Annotated in this window: 3 protein-coding genes and 1 pseudogene; 3 read left to right on the top strand and 1 reads right to left on the bottom strand. The window is 75.2% G+C overall.

The genetic code is table 11. From position 1 onward, the window contains the following. Window positions 1–9: 9 nt before the first annotated feature. The gene (locus ACGF2V_RS24630; protein WP_362709045.1) at window positions 10–8037 is read left to right on the top strand and encodes an amino acid adenylation domain-containing protein; all 8028 of its coding nucleotides are present in this window, start codon (window positions 10–12) and stop codon (window positions 8035–8037) included. Continuing rightward, window positions 8030–18766: an amino acid adenylation domain-containing protein gene (locus ACGF2V_RS24625; RefSeq protein WP_362709047.1), complete on the top strand. Its 10737-nt coding sequence runs from the start codon at window positions 8030–8032 to the stop codon at window positions 18764–18766. The genes ACGF2V_RS24630 and ACGF2V_RS24625 overlap by 8 nt, the downstream gene beginning before the upstream one ends. 181 nt (window positions 18767–18947) lie before the next feature. Here ACGF2V_RS24625 and ACGF2V_RS24620 read toward each other — a convergent pair. After that, window positions 18948–19110 (bottom strand): annotated as a pseudogene (locus ACGF2V_RS24620) (disulfide bond formation protein DsbA); the annotation flags it as partial. A gap of 405 nt (window positions 19111–19515) precedes the next feature. Here ACGF2V_RS24620 and ACGF2V_RS24615 point away from each other — a divergent pair. Then, window positions 19516–20736 carry an IS30 family transposase gene (locus ACGF2V_RS24615; RefSeq protein ID WP_362709050.1) on the top strand — a complete coding sequence of 407 codons (1221 nt, stop codon included), beginning with the start codon at window positions 19516–19518 and terminating at the stop codon, window positions 20734–20736. Window positions 20737–20807 lie beyond the last annotated feature (71 nt).

Raw genomic sequence — 20807 nt, 5'->3', positions numbered from 1 at the left:
CCACCTCCGGTGGGCGAGACAGTGGGGGACACAGTGCCGAACAACAGCGGCCCGACAGCACGACGGACACGGCAGGACGGCGACGCGGCCGGCCAGGACGCAGCCCTGGTCCCCGACGACGCGATCGCCGTCGTGGGACTGGCCGTGCGTTTTCCCGACGCCGACGACCTGGAGGAGTTCCGCGCCAACCTGCGCGCGGGCCGCGACAGCGTCGGCCCCCTGCCCGAGGGCCGCGCGGAGTCGACGGGGCTCGACCCGGAGGCGGCCTACCTGCCCATGGGGCACCTGCGGGACATCCACACCTTCGACCACGGCCTGTTCCGGCTCTCCCGCCGGGAAGCCGCCGTGATGGACCCGCAGCAGCGCCTCGCCCTGCTGCTGGCCCACCAGGCGGTGGAGGACGCCGGATACTCCACCCGCCACCTCGGCGCGAACGACACCGCCGTCGTCCTCACCTCCTCCCCGTCGTCCTACCGTGCCGCCGCCGCGGACCCGGGCACGCTCGCCGCCCTGGGCAACATGGCCTTCGGGACACCGGCCCGGGTCGCGCACGTGCTGGGGCTGACCGGCCCCTGCTACACGGTCGACACGGGCTGCAACAGCTCCCTGCTCGCGGTCCACCACGCCTGCCGCGAGATCGCCTCGGGCGACGCCCGGTACGCGCTCGCCGGCGGGGTGAGCCTGCGTCCCGGCGGCCTTCCGGCCGAGGAGGCCGACGCGATGCCGGAGCTGGTGTCCGACAGCGGGCGGTGCCGGGCCTACGACGCGGACGCCGACGGCGCCGTCCCCGGAGAGGGCGGGGCCGTGCTGCTGCTCACCACGGTCGCCCGGGCCCGGGCCGACGGCGCCCCGGTCCACGCGGTGCTGCGCGGCAGCGCGGTCCTGCACAACGGTGGCGCCGTGGCCACGATCAGTTCGCCCAGCGCCGTCGTGCAGAGCAGGACCATCCGCAAGGCGTGGGCCGTGGCCGGGGTGGACCCGGCCCACGCGGGCTATCTGGAGGGGCACGGATCGGGCACCCCTCTGGGCGACGCCGTCGAACTGGAGGGCCTGGCCGCGGTGTTCGGCACCCGGGACACCCCCGTGCCGATCGGCTCGGTCAAGGCCAACATCGGCCACCTGGACCACGCGGCGGGCGTCGCGGGACTGGTCAGGGCCATCCTCAGCGTGAAGCACGGGGAGCTGTACCCCTCGGTCCACTTCCGCCGGGCGACCGGCGGCGTCGACCCCGCCGACCTCGGGGTGGAGGTCGTCGGCGCCCTCCGCCCCTGGGGCGACGCCCCTCGCCTGGCCGGTGTCAGCTCGTTCAGCCTCGGCGGCGTCAACGCCCACTGCGTCGTACAGCGGCCGCCTGCCGAGGACGGCGCGCAGGAGCCCGACGACCCGGCGGACGATCCGGCGCCGCACCTGGTGGGCGTCTCCGCCCGCACCCCCGAGGCGCTGGCGGCGCTGTGCGCCCGCCTCTCCACCGCGCTGCGCGCGGGACGCCTGCCGCTGGCCGACGTCGCGTTCACCCTCAACCAGGGGCGCGACCACCACGCGCACCGCGTCGCCGTCCGGGCCCGGGACACCGAGGAGCTCGCGGTGCGCCTGGCCGCCGAGGCGACCTGGCTCGCGCAGGACGGGACCCATGACGCCCCCGCGCGGCCCCGCGTCGTCCTGCTGCCCGACGCCCAGGGCAGGCCCGCCACCGGGCCGGCCGCCGAACTCCGCCGCTACGGGGTGAGCCTGGCCGCCGTGCTGGGTGCCGACGGGGGTACGCCGCCCGAGCGGACCGCCGCCGAAGTGGCGAAGCTGCGCTCCCGGGGCCGCCCGGTGCTGTGCGTGGCGCCCGACCCGGCCACCGGGCAGCCGGGCGCCCTGGCGGAGCCCGGCTCCGACGAGCGGGGCACCGTCGAGGTGATCCCGCTGGACGCGCGCCACGGAGTGCCGGGTGTCCTCGGCGCCCTGTACCGCCGCGGCGTCGACCTGGACTGGCAGGCGCTCGCCCCCACCCCGGCCACCGCCGCCCGCCCGCCGCGACGCCACCGGCTGCCGGGCCACCCCGTCCTCGGCATCCCCTGCTGGGCGACGCCCGCCCCCGCCGCACCGCCCCGGGTGATCACCGCCGCCCCGCCCGCCGCGACGGCGCCGGACGCCCCGGAGACCGCCGGCGCCACCGCCATCGCCACGCCTGCCGACCGGCCGGCGTCCGGGACCGGGCCTCTCCCGGCCGGTGACGCGGCCCGGCCCGTCGAGCGGGTGGCGGCGGAGCCCGAGGACACCACCGCGTGGCTGTGCCGGACCCTGGAGGAACTCCTCGGCGCGGGCACGCCCGTCACCCCCGAGGCCGACTACTTCACCCTGGGCGGCAACTCGATCATCGCCCTGCAGCTCGTCCAGCGCGTGGAGGAGCGGTTCGGCCACCGCCTCAAGCTCATCGACACCTACGACCACCCCCGCGTCGCCGATCTCGCCCGCTTCGTCGACGCGCTCTCCCGCGGCCGCCGGACGGCCGTCCCCCCGGTGACACCCACCGACGAGCGGGTCCTGTCCTTCGGGCAGGAGCGCATGTGGTTCCACCACCAGCTCGACCCCGACACGACCCTCTACAACCTCCCGATGGTCAGCCGGATCAGCGGAGACCTGGACGTCGACGCGGTGCGGGGCATGTGGGAGGGGCTGGCGCGGCGGCACGAGGTCCTCCGCTCCAACCTCGTCGACGACGACGGCGTACCCACCCTGCGCGTCCGGCCCGAACTGGGCCCGGAGTTCTTCCGCTTCTGGGACGTCAGCGACCGCCCCGACCCGCGGGCCGCCGCCCGTGAACTGGTGCGCCGCGCCGCGGACCACCGCTTCGACGTGGAGAACGACCCCCTCGTACGGCTGCAGGTCATCCGCACCGGTCCGCAGGAGCACGTGGTCCACGTGACCATGCACCACGCCGTCAACGACGGCGGTTCGCCCAGGATCTTCGAGCGGGAACTGCCCGAGCTGTACGCCGCGCACCAGGAGAACCGCGAACCCCGCCTCGACCCGCTGCCGGTCCAGTACCGCGACTGGGCCCACTGGCAGCGCCGGCTCCTGGACTCCGCAGCCCTCGACGGCGAACTGGAGTACTGGAAGCGGCGGCTGGCGGGGATCGAGCCGCTGCGGCTGCCCACCGACCACCCCCGGCCGGCCCGCAAGAGCTACACCGGCAGGCTGCACACCTTCACCGTGCCGGCGGACCTGGTGCGGCGCCTGCGCCGGATCGCCGCGCAGGAGTCCGCGACCCTCTTCACGGTGCTCCTCTCCTGCTTCTACCTGCTGCTCGCCCGCCACACCGACCAGCGCGACCTGGTCGTCGGCAGCCCCACCACCGGGCGCACCCGCCCCGAGGTCCAGGGCCTCATCGGCTTCTTCAACAGCACCGTCGCCCTCCGCGCCGACCTGGGGTCCGCCGTCTCGTTCGGGGACTTCGTCAAGCAGGTGCGCGGTACGGTCCTGGAGGCGCTGGAACACCAGGAGGTGCCCTTCGACCGGGTGGTCAACGCGCTGGTGGGCGAACGCGACCTGGGCCGGGAACCGCTGTTCGACGTGTTCTACGTGCACCAGGAGCTCCCGCCCCTGCAGCACGTGGGCGACGCCCGTACCGACTTCTTCGACACCGGCCACACCCGGGAGAACCTCTTCAGCGGGATGCCCCCCGGCACCGCCAAGTTCGACCTGACCCTCGTCACCGAGGACCGCGAGGGCCAGGACGAGATGACGGCCTGCCTGGAGTACAGCGACGACCTGTTCACCGAGCGGACCGCCGCCGCGCTCACCGCCGACTATCTGGACGTGCTGCGCGCCGTCGCCGCCGAGGGCAGCCGCGAGACCCCGCTGACCGCCCTGGTGGCCCCGGGCGACCCGCACCCGCCCACGACCGTTGTCGGCCGCCGCGACGAGCGGGCGAAGGCGGCGCCCGAGGCGCCCGCCACCGTGCACCGGGCGATCGAGGACCGGGCCGCCGCCACTCCCGACCTCGTCGCGGTGCGCGCGGGCGAGGAGCGGCTCACCTACCGGGAGCTGGACCTGCGCGCCGAGCGGCTGGCGCGGACCCTGCGGGCACGGGGCGTGGGTGCGGAGGACCGGGTCGCGCTGTGGCTGGACCGGGGCGTGGAGCTGGCCGTCGCGGTGCTCGGGGTGCTCAAGTCCGGTGCCTGCTACGTGGCGGTGGAGCCCTCCCTCCCGCCGGAGCGGGCCCGTTTCCTCCTCACCGACAGCCGCCCGGCACACGTGGTGGCCACCACCGCGTCGGCGGCCCGGCTGCCCTCGGGAGCCCCCGACGTGGTGCTGGTGGACGACCCGTCCGCCCCCGGGGAGGGCGCCGGGGCCGAGCGGGCGACGCCGGGAACCCGCCCGGCGGCCGGCGGCAACGCCGCGTACATCTGCTACACCTCCGGCTCCACCGGGCGGCCGAAGGGCGTCGTGGTCACCCACCGCAACGTCCTCGACTTCCTCGCGTGGATGCGGCGCGAGCTGGGCGGCGACGCCACGTCACGCGTGCTCGGCGCCGCCTCGGCGAGCTTCGACGTCTCGGTCGTGGAACTGCTGGCCACCCTGGTGGCCGGCGGCACCGTCGACCTGGTGCGCAACCTGCTGGCCCTCACCGAACGGAAGGACTGGTCCGGCTCCCTCATCGTCGCCATCCCGTCCGTCTACCGCCGGGTGCGGCAGGCGGAGTGGGTCGACGAGCGGGCCGACCACTACGTGCTGTGCGGGGAACGGGTCCCCGCCGACCTGGTGCGGGACATCCACCGCCGCCACCCCGGGGCCACCGTCTGGAACGCCTACGGCCCCACCGAGTGCACCGTCTACGCCACGGCCTGGCGCTGCGACCCCGACGCGCAGGACGACCCTCCGATCGGCACACCGGTGGGCGGCCACCGCTGCCACGTGCTGGACCGCGAGATGCGTCCGGTGGCCCCCGGCACGGTCGGCGAGCTGTACGTGGCCGGTGACGGCCTGGCCCGGGGCTACGCGGGCCGTCCCGGGCACACCGCCGAGCGTTTCGTGGCCGACCCGTTCGCCGCCGACGGCACCCGCATGTACCGGACCGGGGACCTGGTGGTCCGGGACCGGGACGGGGTGCTGACCTACCGGGGCCGTGCCGACGACCAGGTGAAGGTCCGGGGCCACCGGGTGGAGCCCGGGGAGCTGGAGGCACGCCTGTGCGCCCTGCCCCTGGTGGCCTCGGCCGTCGTGGTCGCCGTGCCCGCGACCGAGGGCGGAGACGTGGGGGACCACACGCTCGCCGCCTTCCTCCAGCCCGACCCCGGTGCGCGACCGGACCCCGACACGGTACGGGCCGCCCTGGCCCGCGAGGTCCCGGCGGCACTGGTCCCCACCACCTTCGAGGTGCTGGACAGCCTTCCCCTCACCCCCAACGGGAAGGCCGACCGCAAGGCGCTGCGCCGGCGGGTGGCCGCCGAGCCGCAGCGGCGGCCCGTGGTGCGGGCAGGCCGGGCGGAGGCCATCGACGTGCTGCGCGAGGTGTTCGCCGAGGTGCTGAACCGCGCCGACGTCGGCGCCGACGACAGCTTCTTCGCGCTGGGCGGCGACAGCATCCGCTCCATCCGACTGGTACGCAAGGCGCGTCGGCGGGGCCTGGCGCTGTCCACGGAGGACGTGTTCGTCAGCCCCACCCCCGCCGGGCTGGCCGCAGGTCTCACCAAAGGCCCCCGCGGTGACGCCGCCGGCCCGTCCGTGCCGCCCGCGCCCGGAGCGCGGGAGCCCTCGCCCCGGGAAGCGGTGGCCGCCGCGCCCCGGCCCCGCCCGTCCGAAGCCACCGGGACCGGACCGGTGCCCCTGACCGAGGAGGGCCGCCAGTGGCTCGGTACCGCCTACCCCGGCCACCGGGACGTGCTGCCGCTGTCCCCGCTCCAGGAGGCGCTGCTGTTCCCGCGCGGGTCCGAGCGGGACGGTGAGGACGCCTTCGTCATGCGCCTCGCCCTGGACCTGACCGGCGACCTCGACGTACCGGCACTCCGGCGCGCGATCCGCGAGCTGGGCCGCCGTCACCCCAACCTGTGCGCCGCCTTCGTCCGGCCGCCCTCCGGGCCCGCCGTGCAGGTGCTGAGCGGCCGCGAGCTGGTCCTGGACGAGCTGGACCTGTCCACGTCGAGCCCCGAGGCCCGGCGCGAGCACGGCGAGCGGCTGACCGCCGAGGAGCGGGCCACCCGCCTGGACCCGGCCGACCCCCCGCTGCTGCGGTTCACCCTCGTGCGGCTCGGGTCGAAGCGCTTCCAGCTCCGTGTCGTCAGCCACCACCTGCTGCTCGACGGCTGGTCCAACCAACTGCTGCTGCCCGTGCTGTTCGCGCTGTACAACGGGGACGCGCTGCCCGAACCCACCCCCTACCGCGACTACCTGGCCTGGCTCGGCGGGCTCGACCGGGAGCGGGCCCTGACCGCCTGGCGCGAGCACCTGACCGGCGTCGAACCCACCCTGCTGGCCCCTTTGGGCAGCGGCGCCGCCGCCACCTGGCCGAACCGGCTCATCCACCGGCTGGACCCCGCTCAGACCGACCGCCTCGCGGCCACCGCCGCCCGTCTGGGCGTCACCGTCAACACCGTCCTCCAGTGCTGCTGGGCGCTGCTGCTCGCGGAACGGACCGGCCGCGACGACGTGGTGTTCGGGGCGATCACGTCGGGGCGGTCCCCGGACCTCCCGGGGGTGGAGTCCGTCATCGGCTTCCTCATCAACACCTTCCCGGTACGGGTGCGGCTGCGGCCCGAGGAGACGGTGGCCGCGCTGCTGAGCCGCGTCCAGGCCGAGCAGGCCCGCCTGATGCCGCACGGCCACCTCGGACTGTCCCGCCTGCTCGACGCCGTCGGCCTCGACGAACTCTTCGACACGGCCGTGGTGTACGAGAACTTCCCGGCGGCGGACCCAAAGGCGGCGCGGGCCCTGCCGGGCGTGCGCGTCGACGGGGCGACCACCGAGTCCGCCGGTCACCACCCGCTCTCCCTGATGGTGCTGCCCCGCGACGGGGGCACGGACGTCAACCTCCTGCACCGCACCGAGGCGTTCACTCCGGACGAGGCCCAGGCGCTGATGGACCGCCTGCTGACGGTCCTGCGCACGGTCGTCGCCGCCCCCGACACCCCGGTGACCGACCTGGTGGCGGCCGACGAGGCCGCCACCGGCACCGCGTCGAGCGGGGACTGGACAGCCGCCCTGATCGGCGCGCGGGACACGCACCCGGCGTTCGACACCCTGCTGCCCCTGCGGAGCGAGGGCGGACGGGCCCCGATGTTCTGCGTCCACCCGGCCGGCGGCGTGGGCTGGATGTACGCGGCGCTGACCCAGCACCTCGGCGCCGAGCAGCCCCTCTACGCCGTGCAGGACCGAGGGCTGAACGGGGCGGACCTGCTCGCCGGGAGCGTGGAGGAGATGGCCGCCGACTACGTGGCCGAGATCCGCCGGCTCCGGCCGCACGGCCCGTACCAACTGCTCGGCTGGTCCTTCGGCGGGCTGGTCGCCCACGCCATGGCCACCGGACTCCAGCGCCTGGGCGAGCGGGTGGAACGCCTGGTCCTGCTGGACTCCTACGTCGTCGCCGACCTGCCCGAACTGCCCGCCGTGTCCGACAGGGCGGGGGAGCGGATGATGTACGGGGCGCTGCTGGACTTCGCGGGCATCCGGCCCGACGGCCTGCGCGACGAGGAGCTGACCGACGAGCGGTTCCTGAAGATCGTCCGGGACGAGGACAGCCTGCTGTCCGACATCTCCGAGCGCCACCTGATCGCCATGGGCGGGGCGTACGAGAACAACCTCCGCCTGGCGCGCTCCTTCCGCCCCGGCCGGTACGCGGGGGACGTCTCCCTCGTACGGGCCCGTCCCGACGAGGGGCCCGAGGCACTCGCCTTCGACCCCTCCATGTGGCGCCCCTACGTCCAGGGGCGGATCGACGTGCACGCCAGCGACTTCACCCACGGCGACCTCGCCTGCCCGGAGTCGCTGGCCCGTATCGCCCGCATCCTGGACCCGGAAGCGGCCCCCCGAGCGAAGGACGACGACCATGGCTGACCGGGGCACCGCGCTGACGGCCGCGCAGGCCGGCATCTGGTACGGCGGGGCCCTGGACCGGTCGAGGCTGCGCTACGTGGTCGCCCAGTACGTGCACCTCCACGGCCCGCTCCACGAGGACCTGTTCGTGCGGGCGGTACGCGCGGTCGTCGCGGGCAGCGAGACCCTGCGGGTGCGCTTCGGCGACGACGGCGGTGAACCGGCGCAGTTCCTGGAGCCGGTGGACGACTGGACGGTACGCCGACTGGACCTGCGCGGGGCCGGGCAGCCGCACGCGGAGGCGCTGCGGCTGATCGAGGAGACGTGCGCTCGCCCCTACGACCTGTCCCGGGCGCCGCTCTTCGACCACCATCTGCTGCGGGTGGCGGAACACGAGTACCTGTGGTGCCTGCGGATGCACCACCTCATCTGCGACGGCGCGGCCGCCGCCAACTTCGTCCGGCGGGTCGCCGCCACCTACACCCGACTGGTGGCCGACCCCGCCACCGCGCCGGACCCGGGCGACGCCGAGGTGTTCGACACGCTGGCCGACATGGTCGGGCGGGACACCGAATACCGGGCCTCCGCACGCTTCGAACGGGACGCCGCCTGGTGGGCGGAGCAGTTGGCCGGGGTGGACGAGGCGCCGCAGTTGGCCACGGGCCCGGCCTGTGCCGGGGCCACCGGCCATGTCCGCCACTCCCGGTGGCTGCCGGCCGGCCGCTGGCGGGACGTGGGGGCGGCGGCCGACCGCCACGGGGTGCGCTGGCCCGCGCTGTTCGCGGCCGCCACGGCCCTGGCGGTGCACGCCGACACCGGGGAGCGGGAGGTCGTGCTCGGACTGAGCGTTCCCGGACGTACCGGCCGGGCCGCCCGTGAGGCGTTCGGCACCGCCGCCGGCGTCGTGCCGCTCCGCCTCGCCGTGGACCCCGCCGCGCCCCTGTCGCAACTGCTCTCCGCCGTCTCCGCCGCCACGCTCGGCGCCTTGCGCCACCAGGGCTACCGCTTCGAGGACATGCTGCGCGACCAGGGCGCGGTACGGGGCGGGCGACAGCTCGTGGGGCCGGTCCTGAACGCCATGACGATGCGCCGCGACCTGGACTTCGCCGGTACGCCGGCGACCGTCCACATGGTCACCCAGGGCCGGGGCGACCACCTGGCGCTCGGTGTCTACGACAACGGCGCCCCGGAGGTGCGGGTCGACATCGACGTACCGGAGGCCCGCTGCCCCGGTACGGCCGCCCGGGCCCAACTGGACCGCCTCGTCGACCTGGTGCTGGCCCTCGGTGACGCGGACCCCGCCACTTCGCAGGGACGGGTGGGCGCCGGGGAGCCCGCGGCCGGGCCCCCGCCGGTCGCCGCCGAGGAGGAGACCGGCACGCTCACCGACTGGTTCGCCGCCACGGCCGCCAAGGTCCCGGGCGCCGTCGCCGTGGTGTCCGGGAGCGACCGGCTCACGTACGCCGGACTCGACGAGCGGGCCGAGGAGCTGGCGCGCCACCTCGCCGCACGAGGGGTCGGCCCCGGAGACCGGGTGGCGGTCTGCCTGCCACGGTCCACCGGCCTGGTCGTCGCCCTGCTCGCGGTCCTGAAGGCGGGCGCCGCCTACGTGCCGCTGGACCCCGGCTACCCGGTCGAGCGGCTGCGCGGCATCTTCGCCGATGTCGAACCCGCGCTCACCCTCACCCACCCGGGCGCCGCCGTGACCGGGATGCTGGAGGAGCACCGGGCGCCCCGCCTGGACCTGGATCCGCGCCACGGTGTGCCCACCGGGCCGCCGACCGCTCTCCCCCCGGCGGCCCCGCGCCGCCCGACGCCCGGCTGCCCCGCCTACCTCATCCACACCTCCGGCTCCACCGGGACCCCCAAGGGCGTGGTGGTCACCCACCGCAACGTCACCCGGCTGATGTCCACCACGGCACACCACTTCGCCTTCGGCCCCGACGACGTCTGGACCCTCTTCCACTCCTACGCCTTCGACTTCTCGGTGTGGGAGTTGTGGGGCGCCCTGCTGCACGGCGGGCGGCTGGTCGTCGTCCCCGAGGAGATCGCCCGCTCGCCCGAGGACTTCCTGGACCTGCTGGTGGAGGAGGGGGTCACCGTCCTCAACCAGACCCCCTCGGCCTTCGCCCAGCTCGCCGAGGCCGACGCGGACCACCCCGCCGCGGGCGACCGGCTGGCCCTGCGCCACGTCATCTTCGGCGGCGAGGCGCTCGAACCCTGGCGGCTGTCCACCTGGTACGCGCGCCACCCCGACCACACGCCCCGCCTGGTCAACATGTACGGGATCACCGAGACCACCGTGCACGTCACCCACCACCGGGTCGCCGCGGCCGACCCCGCCGCGGACGGGAGCGGCGGCGTCATCGGCGAGGCCCTCCCCGACCTCCGGGTGCGGCTGCTGGACGCCGCGCTGCGTCCCGTCCCAGGCGGCGTACCGGGGGAGATGTACGTCTCCGGCCCCGGCGTGGCCGACGGCTACTGGCGCCGCCCCGCCCTGACCGCCGGACGGTTCGTCGCCGACCCCGACGGACCCCCGGGCAGCCGCGCGTACCGCAGCGGCGATCTGGCCCGGCGCCGGCCCGACGGCACACTGGAGTACCTGGGACGGGCCGACCGGCAGGTGAAGGTGCGCGGCCACCGGGTGGAGCCCGGAGAGGTCGAGGCCGCGCTCGCCCGGCTGCCGGGCGTACGCGACGTCGCCGTCCTGCTGACCGAGTACGGGCCGGGGGACCGGCGGCTGGTCGCCCACCTGGTGGCCGACCCCGGGAGCGCGGCCCGCGCTCCCGAACGAGCCGCCGCGGTCCTGCCCGCCCACCTGCTGCCGTCCGTCTGGGTCACCCTGGACTCCCTGCCCCTGACGCCCAACGGAAAGCTGGACCGGCGCGCGCTGCGGGAGGCGGGCTCCGAGCACCCGGGACACGCCCGCGCGCCCCGGAACGCCACCGAGACCACGCTGCGGGACCTCTTCGCCGAGGTGCTCCGCCTCGGACCGGACCGGGTCGGCGTGGACCGGGACTTCTTCACCCTCGGCGGCGACTCCCTGCTCGCCAACCGGCTGGCCACCCGGGTCCGTGCCGTGCTGTCCCGGGACCTCGGGGTGCGGGACGTCTTCGAGTACCCTTCGGTGGCCGAACTCGCGGCACGGCTCGGCGAGGTGGGCGGCGAAGGGGCGGCGCGGCCGGGACCCCTGCCCCGGCCCGCCAGGGTGCCGGTCTCCTACGCCCAGCGCGGGCTGTGGTTCCTGCACCGCCTGGAACGGCACAGCCCCGCCTACCACGTCCCCCTCCTGGCCCGTCTGGAGGGACCGCTGGACGTCGACGCGCTCCGCGCGGCCGCCCGGGACGTGCAACGCCGCCACGAGATCCTGCGCACGACCTTCCCCCACGACGGCGACGAACCGCGGCAGTGCGTCCAGGCGGCGACCGGGGACGACGCGGCCGGTCCGCTGACCGTCGTCCCGGTGACCGAGGACACGCACGACGACACGTACGTCGAGGAGGAACTGCACAGGCCCTTCGACCTGGCGGCCTCCCCGCCCTGGCGCCTCACGCTGCTGCGCCGTTCCCCCTCCGACCACACCCTGCTGGTCGTCCTCCACCACATCGCCGCCGACCAGCACGCGCTGGGCCCCCTCACCCGCGACCTCGCCACCGCCTACGAGAGCCGCCTGCGCGGCCGGGAACCGCAGTGGGCGCCGCTGCCCCTCCAGTACGCCGACTTCACCCTCTGGCAGCGCGCCCGGCTCGGCGACCCCGGCGACCCGGACAGCCTCCTGTCCCGCGAGCTCGACCACTGGCGGCAGACCCTGCGAGGCGCGCCCGTCGAGACCCCGCTCCCGGCCGACCGCCCCGGCCTGCCGGACGCGGACCGGCCCGGCGACGCCGTCGGCTTCCACTGGCGGCCGCGACTGGGCCGGCGCCTCAAGGAGTTGGCCGCCGCGCGGGGCGCCACGACCTTCATGGCGCTGCACGCCGCCCTCGCGTGCGCGCTGAGCCGGTGGGGCGCGGGCACGGACGTCGTGGTGGGCACCGTCGGCGCGGGACGGGAGGACCCGGCGCTGGACCCGCTGGTGGGCTACTTCGCCCAGGCCCTGCCGCTGCGCCTGGAACTGTCGGGCCGACCGGGGTTCGCCGCCGTGGTGGACCGGGCCCGTGCCGCCGACCTGACCGCCTTCGCCCACGCCCGGGCCCCCTTCGACCGGATCGTGGAAGCGGTGGGCCCGCCCCGGGAGCCCGGGCGCCACCCGCTGTTCCAGGTCATGCTGAACCACCAGTCCGGGCACCGGCCCGTACTGGCGCTCGCCGGTACCGAGGCCACCGAGCTGCCGCTACGCCGCACCCGGGCCAAGTTCCCGCTCCTCTGGGACGTCACGGAGGAGACCGGCGGCGCGCTGCGCGGCTGCCTGGAGTACGCCACCGACCGGTTCGACCGCCACACCGCCGAGGCACTGCTGGACTCCGTACGCCTCTTTCTGGAGGCCGCCCTCGACGGGCCCGAGGCACCCTTCACCGACCTGCCCTGCCCCCGCCCCGGGGACGGGGGGACCCACCGGCGGACCCCGCCTCCCGCCGACCGTCCCGAACCCGCGCCCCGAGCGGAGACCCCGGCGGCGCAGTCGGCGGCCGAGGAACTCCTGCGCTCCCTGACGGCCGCCCTGCTCAACCTGCCCTCCGTGGACCCGGACGCCAACTTCTTCGGCCTCGGCGGGGACAGCATCCTCGCCGTCCAACTGGCCGCCCGCGCGCAGGGCGCGGGGGTGCTGATCGGCCCCAAGGACGTCTTCGCCCACCAGACCCCCCGCGCACTGGCCCAGGTCGTCCAGGGCCGGGTACGCCCCCTCACCGCCCCGCCCGCGCCCTCCCACGACCCCGGACCGCTGGAGCCCACCCCGGTGGTGGACTGGCTGGCCTCTCTCGGCGGCGGCGCCGAGGGCTTCGCCCAGTCCGTGGTGTGCCCGCTGCCCGACACGGTCACCACCGCCACCCTGCGCGACGCCCTCCAGCAGGTCGTCGACCACCACGACGCCCTGCGGCTGCGGCGCACCGCCGTGCGGGACGGGCACTGGGCCCTGGAGGTGCGCCCACCCGGCACCGTCCACGCCGGTGAGGTGCTGCGCCGCGTCGACCTCGCCCGGGAGCGGGCCGACCGCCAGGAGGACCTGGACGCACTGATCGAGGACGAGCGCCGCAGCGCCCGCCGGCACCTCGACCCCGACCGCGGAGACGTGGTGCGCGCGGTGTGGTTCCGGGGCGCGGGCACCGACCTCCTGCTGCTGGTGATCCACCACCTCGCCGTCGACGGGGTCTCCTGGCGCGTCCTCCTGCCCGACCTGGAACGGGCCCACCAGCACGCGCTGCGGGGCGAGCGGGCCCCGCTCCCGGCGGTACGGACGTCGCTGCGCGCCTGGACCCGGGCCCTGCGCGAGGCCGCAGCGTCCGAACCGGTCCGTGCCGACGAGACCTGGTGGCGCCGGCGCCTCGACCGGCCCCACGCCCGCCTGGGCGCACGCGCCCTGGACCCCGCGCGCGACACCGTGGACCGGGCAGGGCGGCTCAGCACCACCTGGGACGAGACATGGGTGGAGGGCCTGCTGACGGCCGTTCCGGCGGGCTTCGGCGCCCGCGTCCCCGAGGTGCTGCTCGCCGCCCTGTCCCTCGCCCTGCGCCGCTGGCGGGGCAACCCGGACGGCGCCCCGGTCCTCGTCGACGTCGAAGGACACGGGCGGCGCACCGCGCTGGAGGGGCTGGCCGACCTCGACCTGTCCCGCACCGTCGGCTGGTTCACCACCCTCCACCCCGTGCTGCTGGACCCGCCGCCGAGCGGGGGCGCCGAGGGCGACGAGCTGTCCCGGGCGGTCAAACACGTCAAGGAGAGCCTGCGCGAGGTGCCCCACGACGGGCTCACCCACGGGCTGCTGCGCCAGGCCGGCCGACTGCCGACGGCCCGGGCCCCGCTGGCCTTCAACTACCTGGGCCGCTTCGACACCGAGGAACCCGCCTCCTTCAGCGCCCTGCCCGGTTCGCTGCGCGGCGAGGCCGACCCCCGCCAGCCACTGGGCCACACCCTGACCCTCGACGTGTTCGCCGAGCGGGGCCCCGACGGGCCACGGCTGCGCGCCGAGTGGACCTGGCCGTCCGAGGTGCTGACCGCCGACGAGGTGCGGGAACTGACCGACCTGTGGCACGCCACGCTGGGGCGGCTGGTCCACCACCACCCCGGCACCGGCCCCGTCCTCTCCACCCCCTCCGACTTCCCCCTGGCCCGGGTCGACCAGGACCGGATCGAGGAGTGGGAACGGCGGTACGGGCCGCTCCGCGACCTGCTGCCGGCCGCGCCGCTCCAGCAGGGGCTGCTCTTCCACGCCCTGTACGGCGCCGGCGCACCGCGGGCGGACGTGCCGCGCCAGGACCCCTACCTCGTCCAGCTCAGCCTGGAGCTGACCGGCGACGTGCGGCCAAAACGGCTTCGCGAGGCCGCCCGGTCACTGCTCCGCCGCCACCCCCACCTGTCCGGCTGCTTCCCCGCGGACGCGGGGGACCAGCCGCTGTACCTGATACCGGCGGCCGAAGGCCCGCTGCCCTGGCGCACCGCGGACCTCACCGCCGTGCCCGGTGCCCGACTCGCCGACCGGATGCGCCAGGAGGAGCAGCGGGAACGCGAGCCGTTCGACCCCGGACACCCGCCGCTGCTCCGGTTCGCCCTCCTGCGCACCGGACAACGGCGGTGGCGGCTGGTCTTCACCCACCACCACCTGCTGCTCGACGGCTGGTCCGTGCCACTCGTCCTCGGCGAGCTGCTGGACGCCGCCACGGTCCCCGGGGGCTCCACGGCCGGGCGGCAGGCCCCCGCCTACCGGGAGTACGCCCGGTGGCTGGCCGGCCGCGACCGGGACGCCGCCGCCGAGGCGTGGCGCGCGGAACTGGCGGGCGTCGAACCCACCCGGGTGGCCGACCACACTCCGGGCACCCCCGCCACCCTGAGCCACCGGTTCGAACTGCCCGAGCGGCTCGGCCACGCGCTCACCGCTCGCGCCGCCCACTGGGGCGTGACCGTCAACGCCCTCGTCGAGTCCGCCTGGGGCATCCTGCTCAACCATCTGACGGGCGAGGAGGACGTGGTCTTCGGTGTCACCGTCGCGCAACGCCCTCCCGAGGTGGCCGGGGTGGAACGGCTCGTCGGGCTGCTGCTGAACACCGTGCCCACCCGCGTCACCGTCCGGCCCGGACAGTCGGCCGGGCAACTGGCCCGGCGTGTCCACGCGCGCCGGGCCGACCTGCTGGACCACCAGCACCTCGGCCTCACCGCCATCGAGGAGGCCGTGGGCACCACCGGGCTGTTCGACACGTCGGTGGTCTTCGAGAACTATCCCCTGGACGAGGACGCCTGGACCCGCCTGCCCGACGGCGTCCGGGTGACCGGGACCGAGGTGCGGGACGGCACCCACTACCCGCTCAGCCTCGTGGTCCTGCCCCGGGCCGGCCGCGTGCGGTGCCGGCTGTACAGCAGGCCGGGAGCGCTGGACGACCGCGCCACACCCACCGAGCTGGCGGACCTCTTCGTCGCCGCCTGCCACGCCCTCGTGGAGGACGAGCGACAGCCCCTGGCACACGTCCGGCTCGTCCCGGCCCGCCGGCTGGCCGGCCTGCTCGCCGCGGGTCAGGGGCCGTCGTCACCGGTCGGGGACGACGACCCCCATCTGGCCCAGGTCTTCGAGGCCCGGGCCGCCGCACATCCCACCCGCACCGCGCTGTGCCACGGCACGCGCACCCTCACCTACGGTGAACTCAACGCCCGGGCCAACCAGTTGGCCCACCACCTCGCCGAGCAGGTCCCTCCCGGCACCCCGGTCGCCGTCGCCCTGGACCGCTCGCCCGAGGTCGCCGTCTGCTTCCTGGCCCTGGCGAAACTGGGAGCCCTCTGCGTCCCCCTCCACTCAGGCTTCCCTCCCAAGAGGGTCCGGGCCATCCGCGAACTGACCGGAGCCCGGCTGCTGCTGGACTCCGTACCGGACGAGGAGACCCTCGCGACCCAGCCCACCGCCGACCTGGGACGCACCCTGCCCGGGAACCTCGCGGCCTGCGTGATGTTCACCTCCGGGTCGTCCGGCGAGCCCAAGGGCGTACGGCTGACCCACCGCAACATCCTCAGCCGTGCCCTCGACCCGGCATGGCGGGGCGAGGACCAGCAGTGCGTCCTCCAGCACTCCCCGCACGCGTGGGACGCCGTCGTCTACGAGCTGTGGACACCCCTGCTCACCGGCCGGCGGGTACGGGTGGCCCCGCCCGGCGAGATGGACGGCGCGGCCCTGCGCCGGGCCGTGCGGGAGGGCGGCGTGACCGCGGCCTTCCTGACCGCCGGACTGCTGGACGTCATCGCCGAGCAGGACCCCGGAGCACTCGAAGGACTGCGGCGGCTGGCCACGGGCGGCGACGTCGTCTCACCCGCCTCCGTGGAACGGGTCCGCCGGCACCACCCGGAGCTGGAGGTCACCCACCTCTACGGGCCGGTGGAGAACACCACCTTCTCCCTCGGCCACGAGGTCCCCCTCGACGGCTCCGGCCCCGCACCCCTGCCGATCGGCACCCCGGTGCCCGGCTGCCGGGTCACCGTCCTGGACACGGCCCTGCGACCGGTGCCGCCCGGGGTGCCCGGGGAGATCCACCTGGCCGGCGACGGGCTGGCCGAGGGGTACCACGGCGCCCCGGCCGCCACCTGCCTGCGCTTCGTCGCCGACCCGTACGGCCCCGCCGGCTCCCGCACCTACCGCACGGGAGACCTGGGCCGCTGGGACCGGGAGGGGCGCCTGCACTTCCTGGGCCGCGCCGACCGGCAGGCCAAGGTGAACGGCTTCCGCATCGAACCGGGCGAGGTCGAGGCCGCGCTGCGCGCCGAACCCGGGGTCGGCGCCGCCTGGGTGATCGTCCGCGGCGAGGGCGCCGCCGAACGCTCCCTGGTCGCCTACGTGATGGGCGCGGACGGCGCCGTGGACCCCGCGTCGCTCCGTACCCGCCTGGCCGCGCGGCTGCCCCGCCACATGGTGCCCGCCGTGGTGGTACCGGTGGCCGAGCCGCCCCTGAGCGCCAACGGGAAGGTCGACCGGGACGCGCTGCCGGCGCCCGAGCGCCCGGCCGCCGCCGACGCCCGCACACCCCGCGCCGAGGTGGTGGCCGCCGCCTTCGCGGCCACCCTCGGCCTGCCGTCGGTCTCCGCCGACGAGGACTTCTTCGCCCTCGGCGGCAACTCTCTCACCGCCATCCGGCTGACCGGCCGCATCCGCGCCGCCCTCGGCCTCCCCGTGTCGGTACGGGACCTGTTCGAGGCACCCACCGTCGCCGAACTCGACAGGCGGCTGCCCGACGCTGCCACCCCGGCGCGCCACCCCGAGGACGGGACGGCCCCCCAACGCCCGGAACACGTCCCCCTCTCCCCGGCCCAGCTACGCCTGTGGACCGCCAACTACCTGGGGGAGCAGCGCCCCACCTATCTCACCTCCCTCGCCCTGGAACTGCGCGGCCCTCTCCGGCGGACGGCGCTGGAGGAGGCGCTGGGCGACGTGGTGGCCCGGCACGAGGCGCTCCGGACGGTACTTCCCTACGGTCCGCAGGGCCCCGAACAGCGGGTGCTGTCCCGAGAGGACGCGGCGCCCGCCCTCCGCCACCTCGACGTCACACCCGACGAGGAGCGGTCGGTCGTCGAGGCAGAACTCTCCCGCGGCTTCGACCTGCTGACCGAGACGCCGCTGCGCGCCCTGCTGCTGAGCACCGGCCCCAAGCGCCACCTGCTGCTGCTCGTGGTGCACCACGTGGCCGTCGACGGCCACTCCCTGGGCGTCCTGCGCGCCGACCTGCAACGCGCTTACGCCGCCCGCCTGGACGGCACGGCCCCCCGGTGGGCGGCCCCCGCCCCGCAGTACGCCGACCACACGCTCCGGCTGGCCGCGCGCCGGGGGGACGCGAGCGATCCCGACAGCCCCGCCGCCCGCCAGGCACGCTACTGGTCGGCCGAACTGAAGGGCGTACCCGATCAGTTGATCCTGCCCGGCGCGCCTCCCCGGGCGAGACGCTCCGAGGGCCGCGCCGGCCACGTCCCCCTCTCCTGGGGGCCAGGTGAGCACCGCCTCCTGGAGGAAGCCGCCACCCGCTACGCCGCGAGCCCCTACATGGTGCTGCATTCCGCCCTGGTCGCCGCCCTCAGCCAGCTCGGCGCCGGGGAGGACGTACCCGTGGTGGTCGCCCTGAGCGGGCGGGACGACGACGGGGTGGACGGGCTGGTGGGATGCGTCACCAATCCCGTGGTGCTCCGTGTCCGCACCGACGGGGCCCCCGACGGCGAGGAGCTGACCGCCAGGGTCCGCCGACGCCTGCTGTCCGCCCACGCCCACCAGGACCACCCCTACGAACAGGTGGTGGAGGGCCTGGCGCGGGACCGCGCCCACCAGGGGCGGGGCCTGTTCACCGCGGCCTTCTCCTACCTGCGCGTCGACCCCGCGGGCCGCTGCGACGGCCGGTGGGCGGGCGGCCTCCGGGTGGACCACCGCGTTCTCCCGGCCACCCACACCGACCAGGACCTGCTGCTGCAACTGCGCGACACACGCGACGCCGACGGCGGCCCCGCCGGCCTGGACGGCGAACTGATCCACGCACTCGACTACTGCCCCCCGGACACCGCCACCAGACTCGCCCAGCTCTTCAGCGACAAACTGACGACACTCCTGGCCGATCCGGGGGCGCCGCTGATCAACGGGTGAACCGGGCCCCGGTGCGCCGCGCTACCGCGGGAGCGCGGTCTGGAATGGCCGTTCGGCGTCGCCCCCGGCGGTGGCATCGTCCCGGCCCGTGCCGCATGACGTGTCAAGGGACGCATGTGATCGTGGCGCACCGGCGGCAAGGGGTGATCTGCCGCTGGCGTGCGTGCAGGCCCCGTTTCCACAGGTTGGTGAAGTCCGGGCCCTTGGTGCGGCTGCGCTTGAGCTCGTAGAAGCCGGGCACGGAGGCGATGGCGAGGGCGTCGTCCCAGGGCTGAAGACGGCGATCTGGTTGCCGTCGGGGCCGGGGACGGCGATGACGGGGTGCCGACGTCCCGGCCGACCTTCTGTGCCGGGTCCTGGGGACCAGAGGGCCGTCCTTGGCCCGTCGAAGGCTGACGTCTCAAGCGCGTCCCGACTTCCTCCCACATCCATTCGCTCGGGATCGATCACCTGCGACCGCACGAACCGCCTCAAGGCCGCCGGGGTCGCGTTCCTCCCTGAACCGCCCTACCCCCGCAGTTGCCCCACTCACCCGCACCTGCGTCCCGTCCCCGACCTCCACCGTGCCCTCGCCGTCGTCGCCGTCATGCCTGGTCTTCGGCGGCGTCGGTACCTTCCGTGCGACCGCGTCGACGCCTCGCTCACCGACACACTTCAGGTCGCACACGAGTCTCCCGCCTGGCAGCACTTCGCCCCGCCGGTCACTTGAGTTCTAGTGGTCGTCGCAACACCCCAGCTCAGGGGATGCGATGGACTTCGAGATCCGGGACCGAACGGTCAACCGGGGGCGCAAGAAGCTGCGGGCAGAGCGGGAGGAATACTTCCGGCTCATGCAGCTCGGGTACTCGAACAAAGAAGCCTGCCGGGTCGTCGGGATCAACCTGAGGACCGGTCGTGAATGGCGTAACGGCAGGACGAGCCCCAACCGGACCGTGGCGCCCGCGCTTGCCCCGCGGACGCCACAGCCCACCTCGTCGAGGTACCTGCGCGAGGACGAACGCATCCACATAGCCGACCGGCTGCGGGAGAGAGCCACGATCCGGGCGATCGCGGCCGAGCTGGGCCGCAGCCCGTCGACCATCAGCCGGGAGATCCGCCGCAACCGCACTGACGGCACGCGGGGCCAGTGGCACTACCGCCCGTATGCGGCCCAGTCTCGCGCCGATGCCCGCCGGCCCCGTCCGAAGCCCGGCAAGATCGGCCAGAACCCCGAACTGCGAGACTTCATCCAGGACCACCTGACCCTGCGCTGGAGCCCCGAGCAGATCTGCCACGCTCTGCGCGGACGGTTCCCCGACCGGCCGGAGATGCACGTGACTCACGAGACGGTCTATCAGGCCCTCTACGTCCAGGGACGCGGCGAACTGCGCCGGGAGCTTGCCAAGGCCCTGCGGACCGGACGCGCACGCCGACGCCCTCACCGCCAGTCCAACAAACGCCAGCCGCGCGCGGTCAAGGACATGGTGATGATCAGTGAGCGTCCCGCCGAGATCGCCGACAGGGCCGTTCCGGGCCACTGGGAGGGCGACCTCATCATCGGCAAGGACAGCCGCTCGGCGATCGGCACGCTCGTCGAGCGCACCACGCGCTACGTGATGCTGGTCCACCTCCCGGTTGACCACACTGCGCCGAGCACCCGGGACGCCCTGGTCGAGACGGTGAAAACCCTCCCGTCCCACCTGCTGCGTTCCCTCACCTGGGACCAGGGATCCGAGATGGCCGCACACAAGACGTTCACCATCGCTACTGACGTCCCGGTCTACTTCTGCGACCCGGCCAGCCCCTGGCAGCGTGGCTCGAACGAGAACACGAACGGCCTGCTGCGGCAGTACTTCCCCAAGGGCACCGACCTGTCCGTCCACACGCGCGAGGACCTTGACGCCGTGGCCGCCGAGATCAACGGCCGACCACGCAAGACGCTCGGCTGGGAAACTCCAGCCGAGCGCCTGTCTAAACTGCTCGCGGCCTGATCAAAACAACCACGTGTTGCAACGACCCCTCGAATTCGCCTCACACCCGACGGGGCGAAGGCAGGACCCGG

Source organism: Streptomyces sp. NPDC047982, assembly GCF_043204165.1.
Lineage (GTDB): Bacteria > Actinomycetota > Actinomycetes > Streptomycetales > Streptomycetaceae > Streptomyces.
This window is presented reverse-complemented; position numbering and strand designations above follow the sequence as displayed.

Coding starts and splice junctions, on each gene's coding strand:
- ACGF2V_RS24625 (WP_362709047.1), top strand. CDS start 8,030: ATGGCTGACCGGGGCACCGCGCTGACGGCCGCGCAGGCCGGCATCTGG.
- ACGF2V_RS24615 (WP_362709050.1), top strand. CDS start 19,516: ATGGACTTCGAGATCCGGGACCGAACGGTCAACCGGGGGCGCAAGAAG.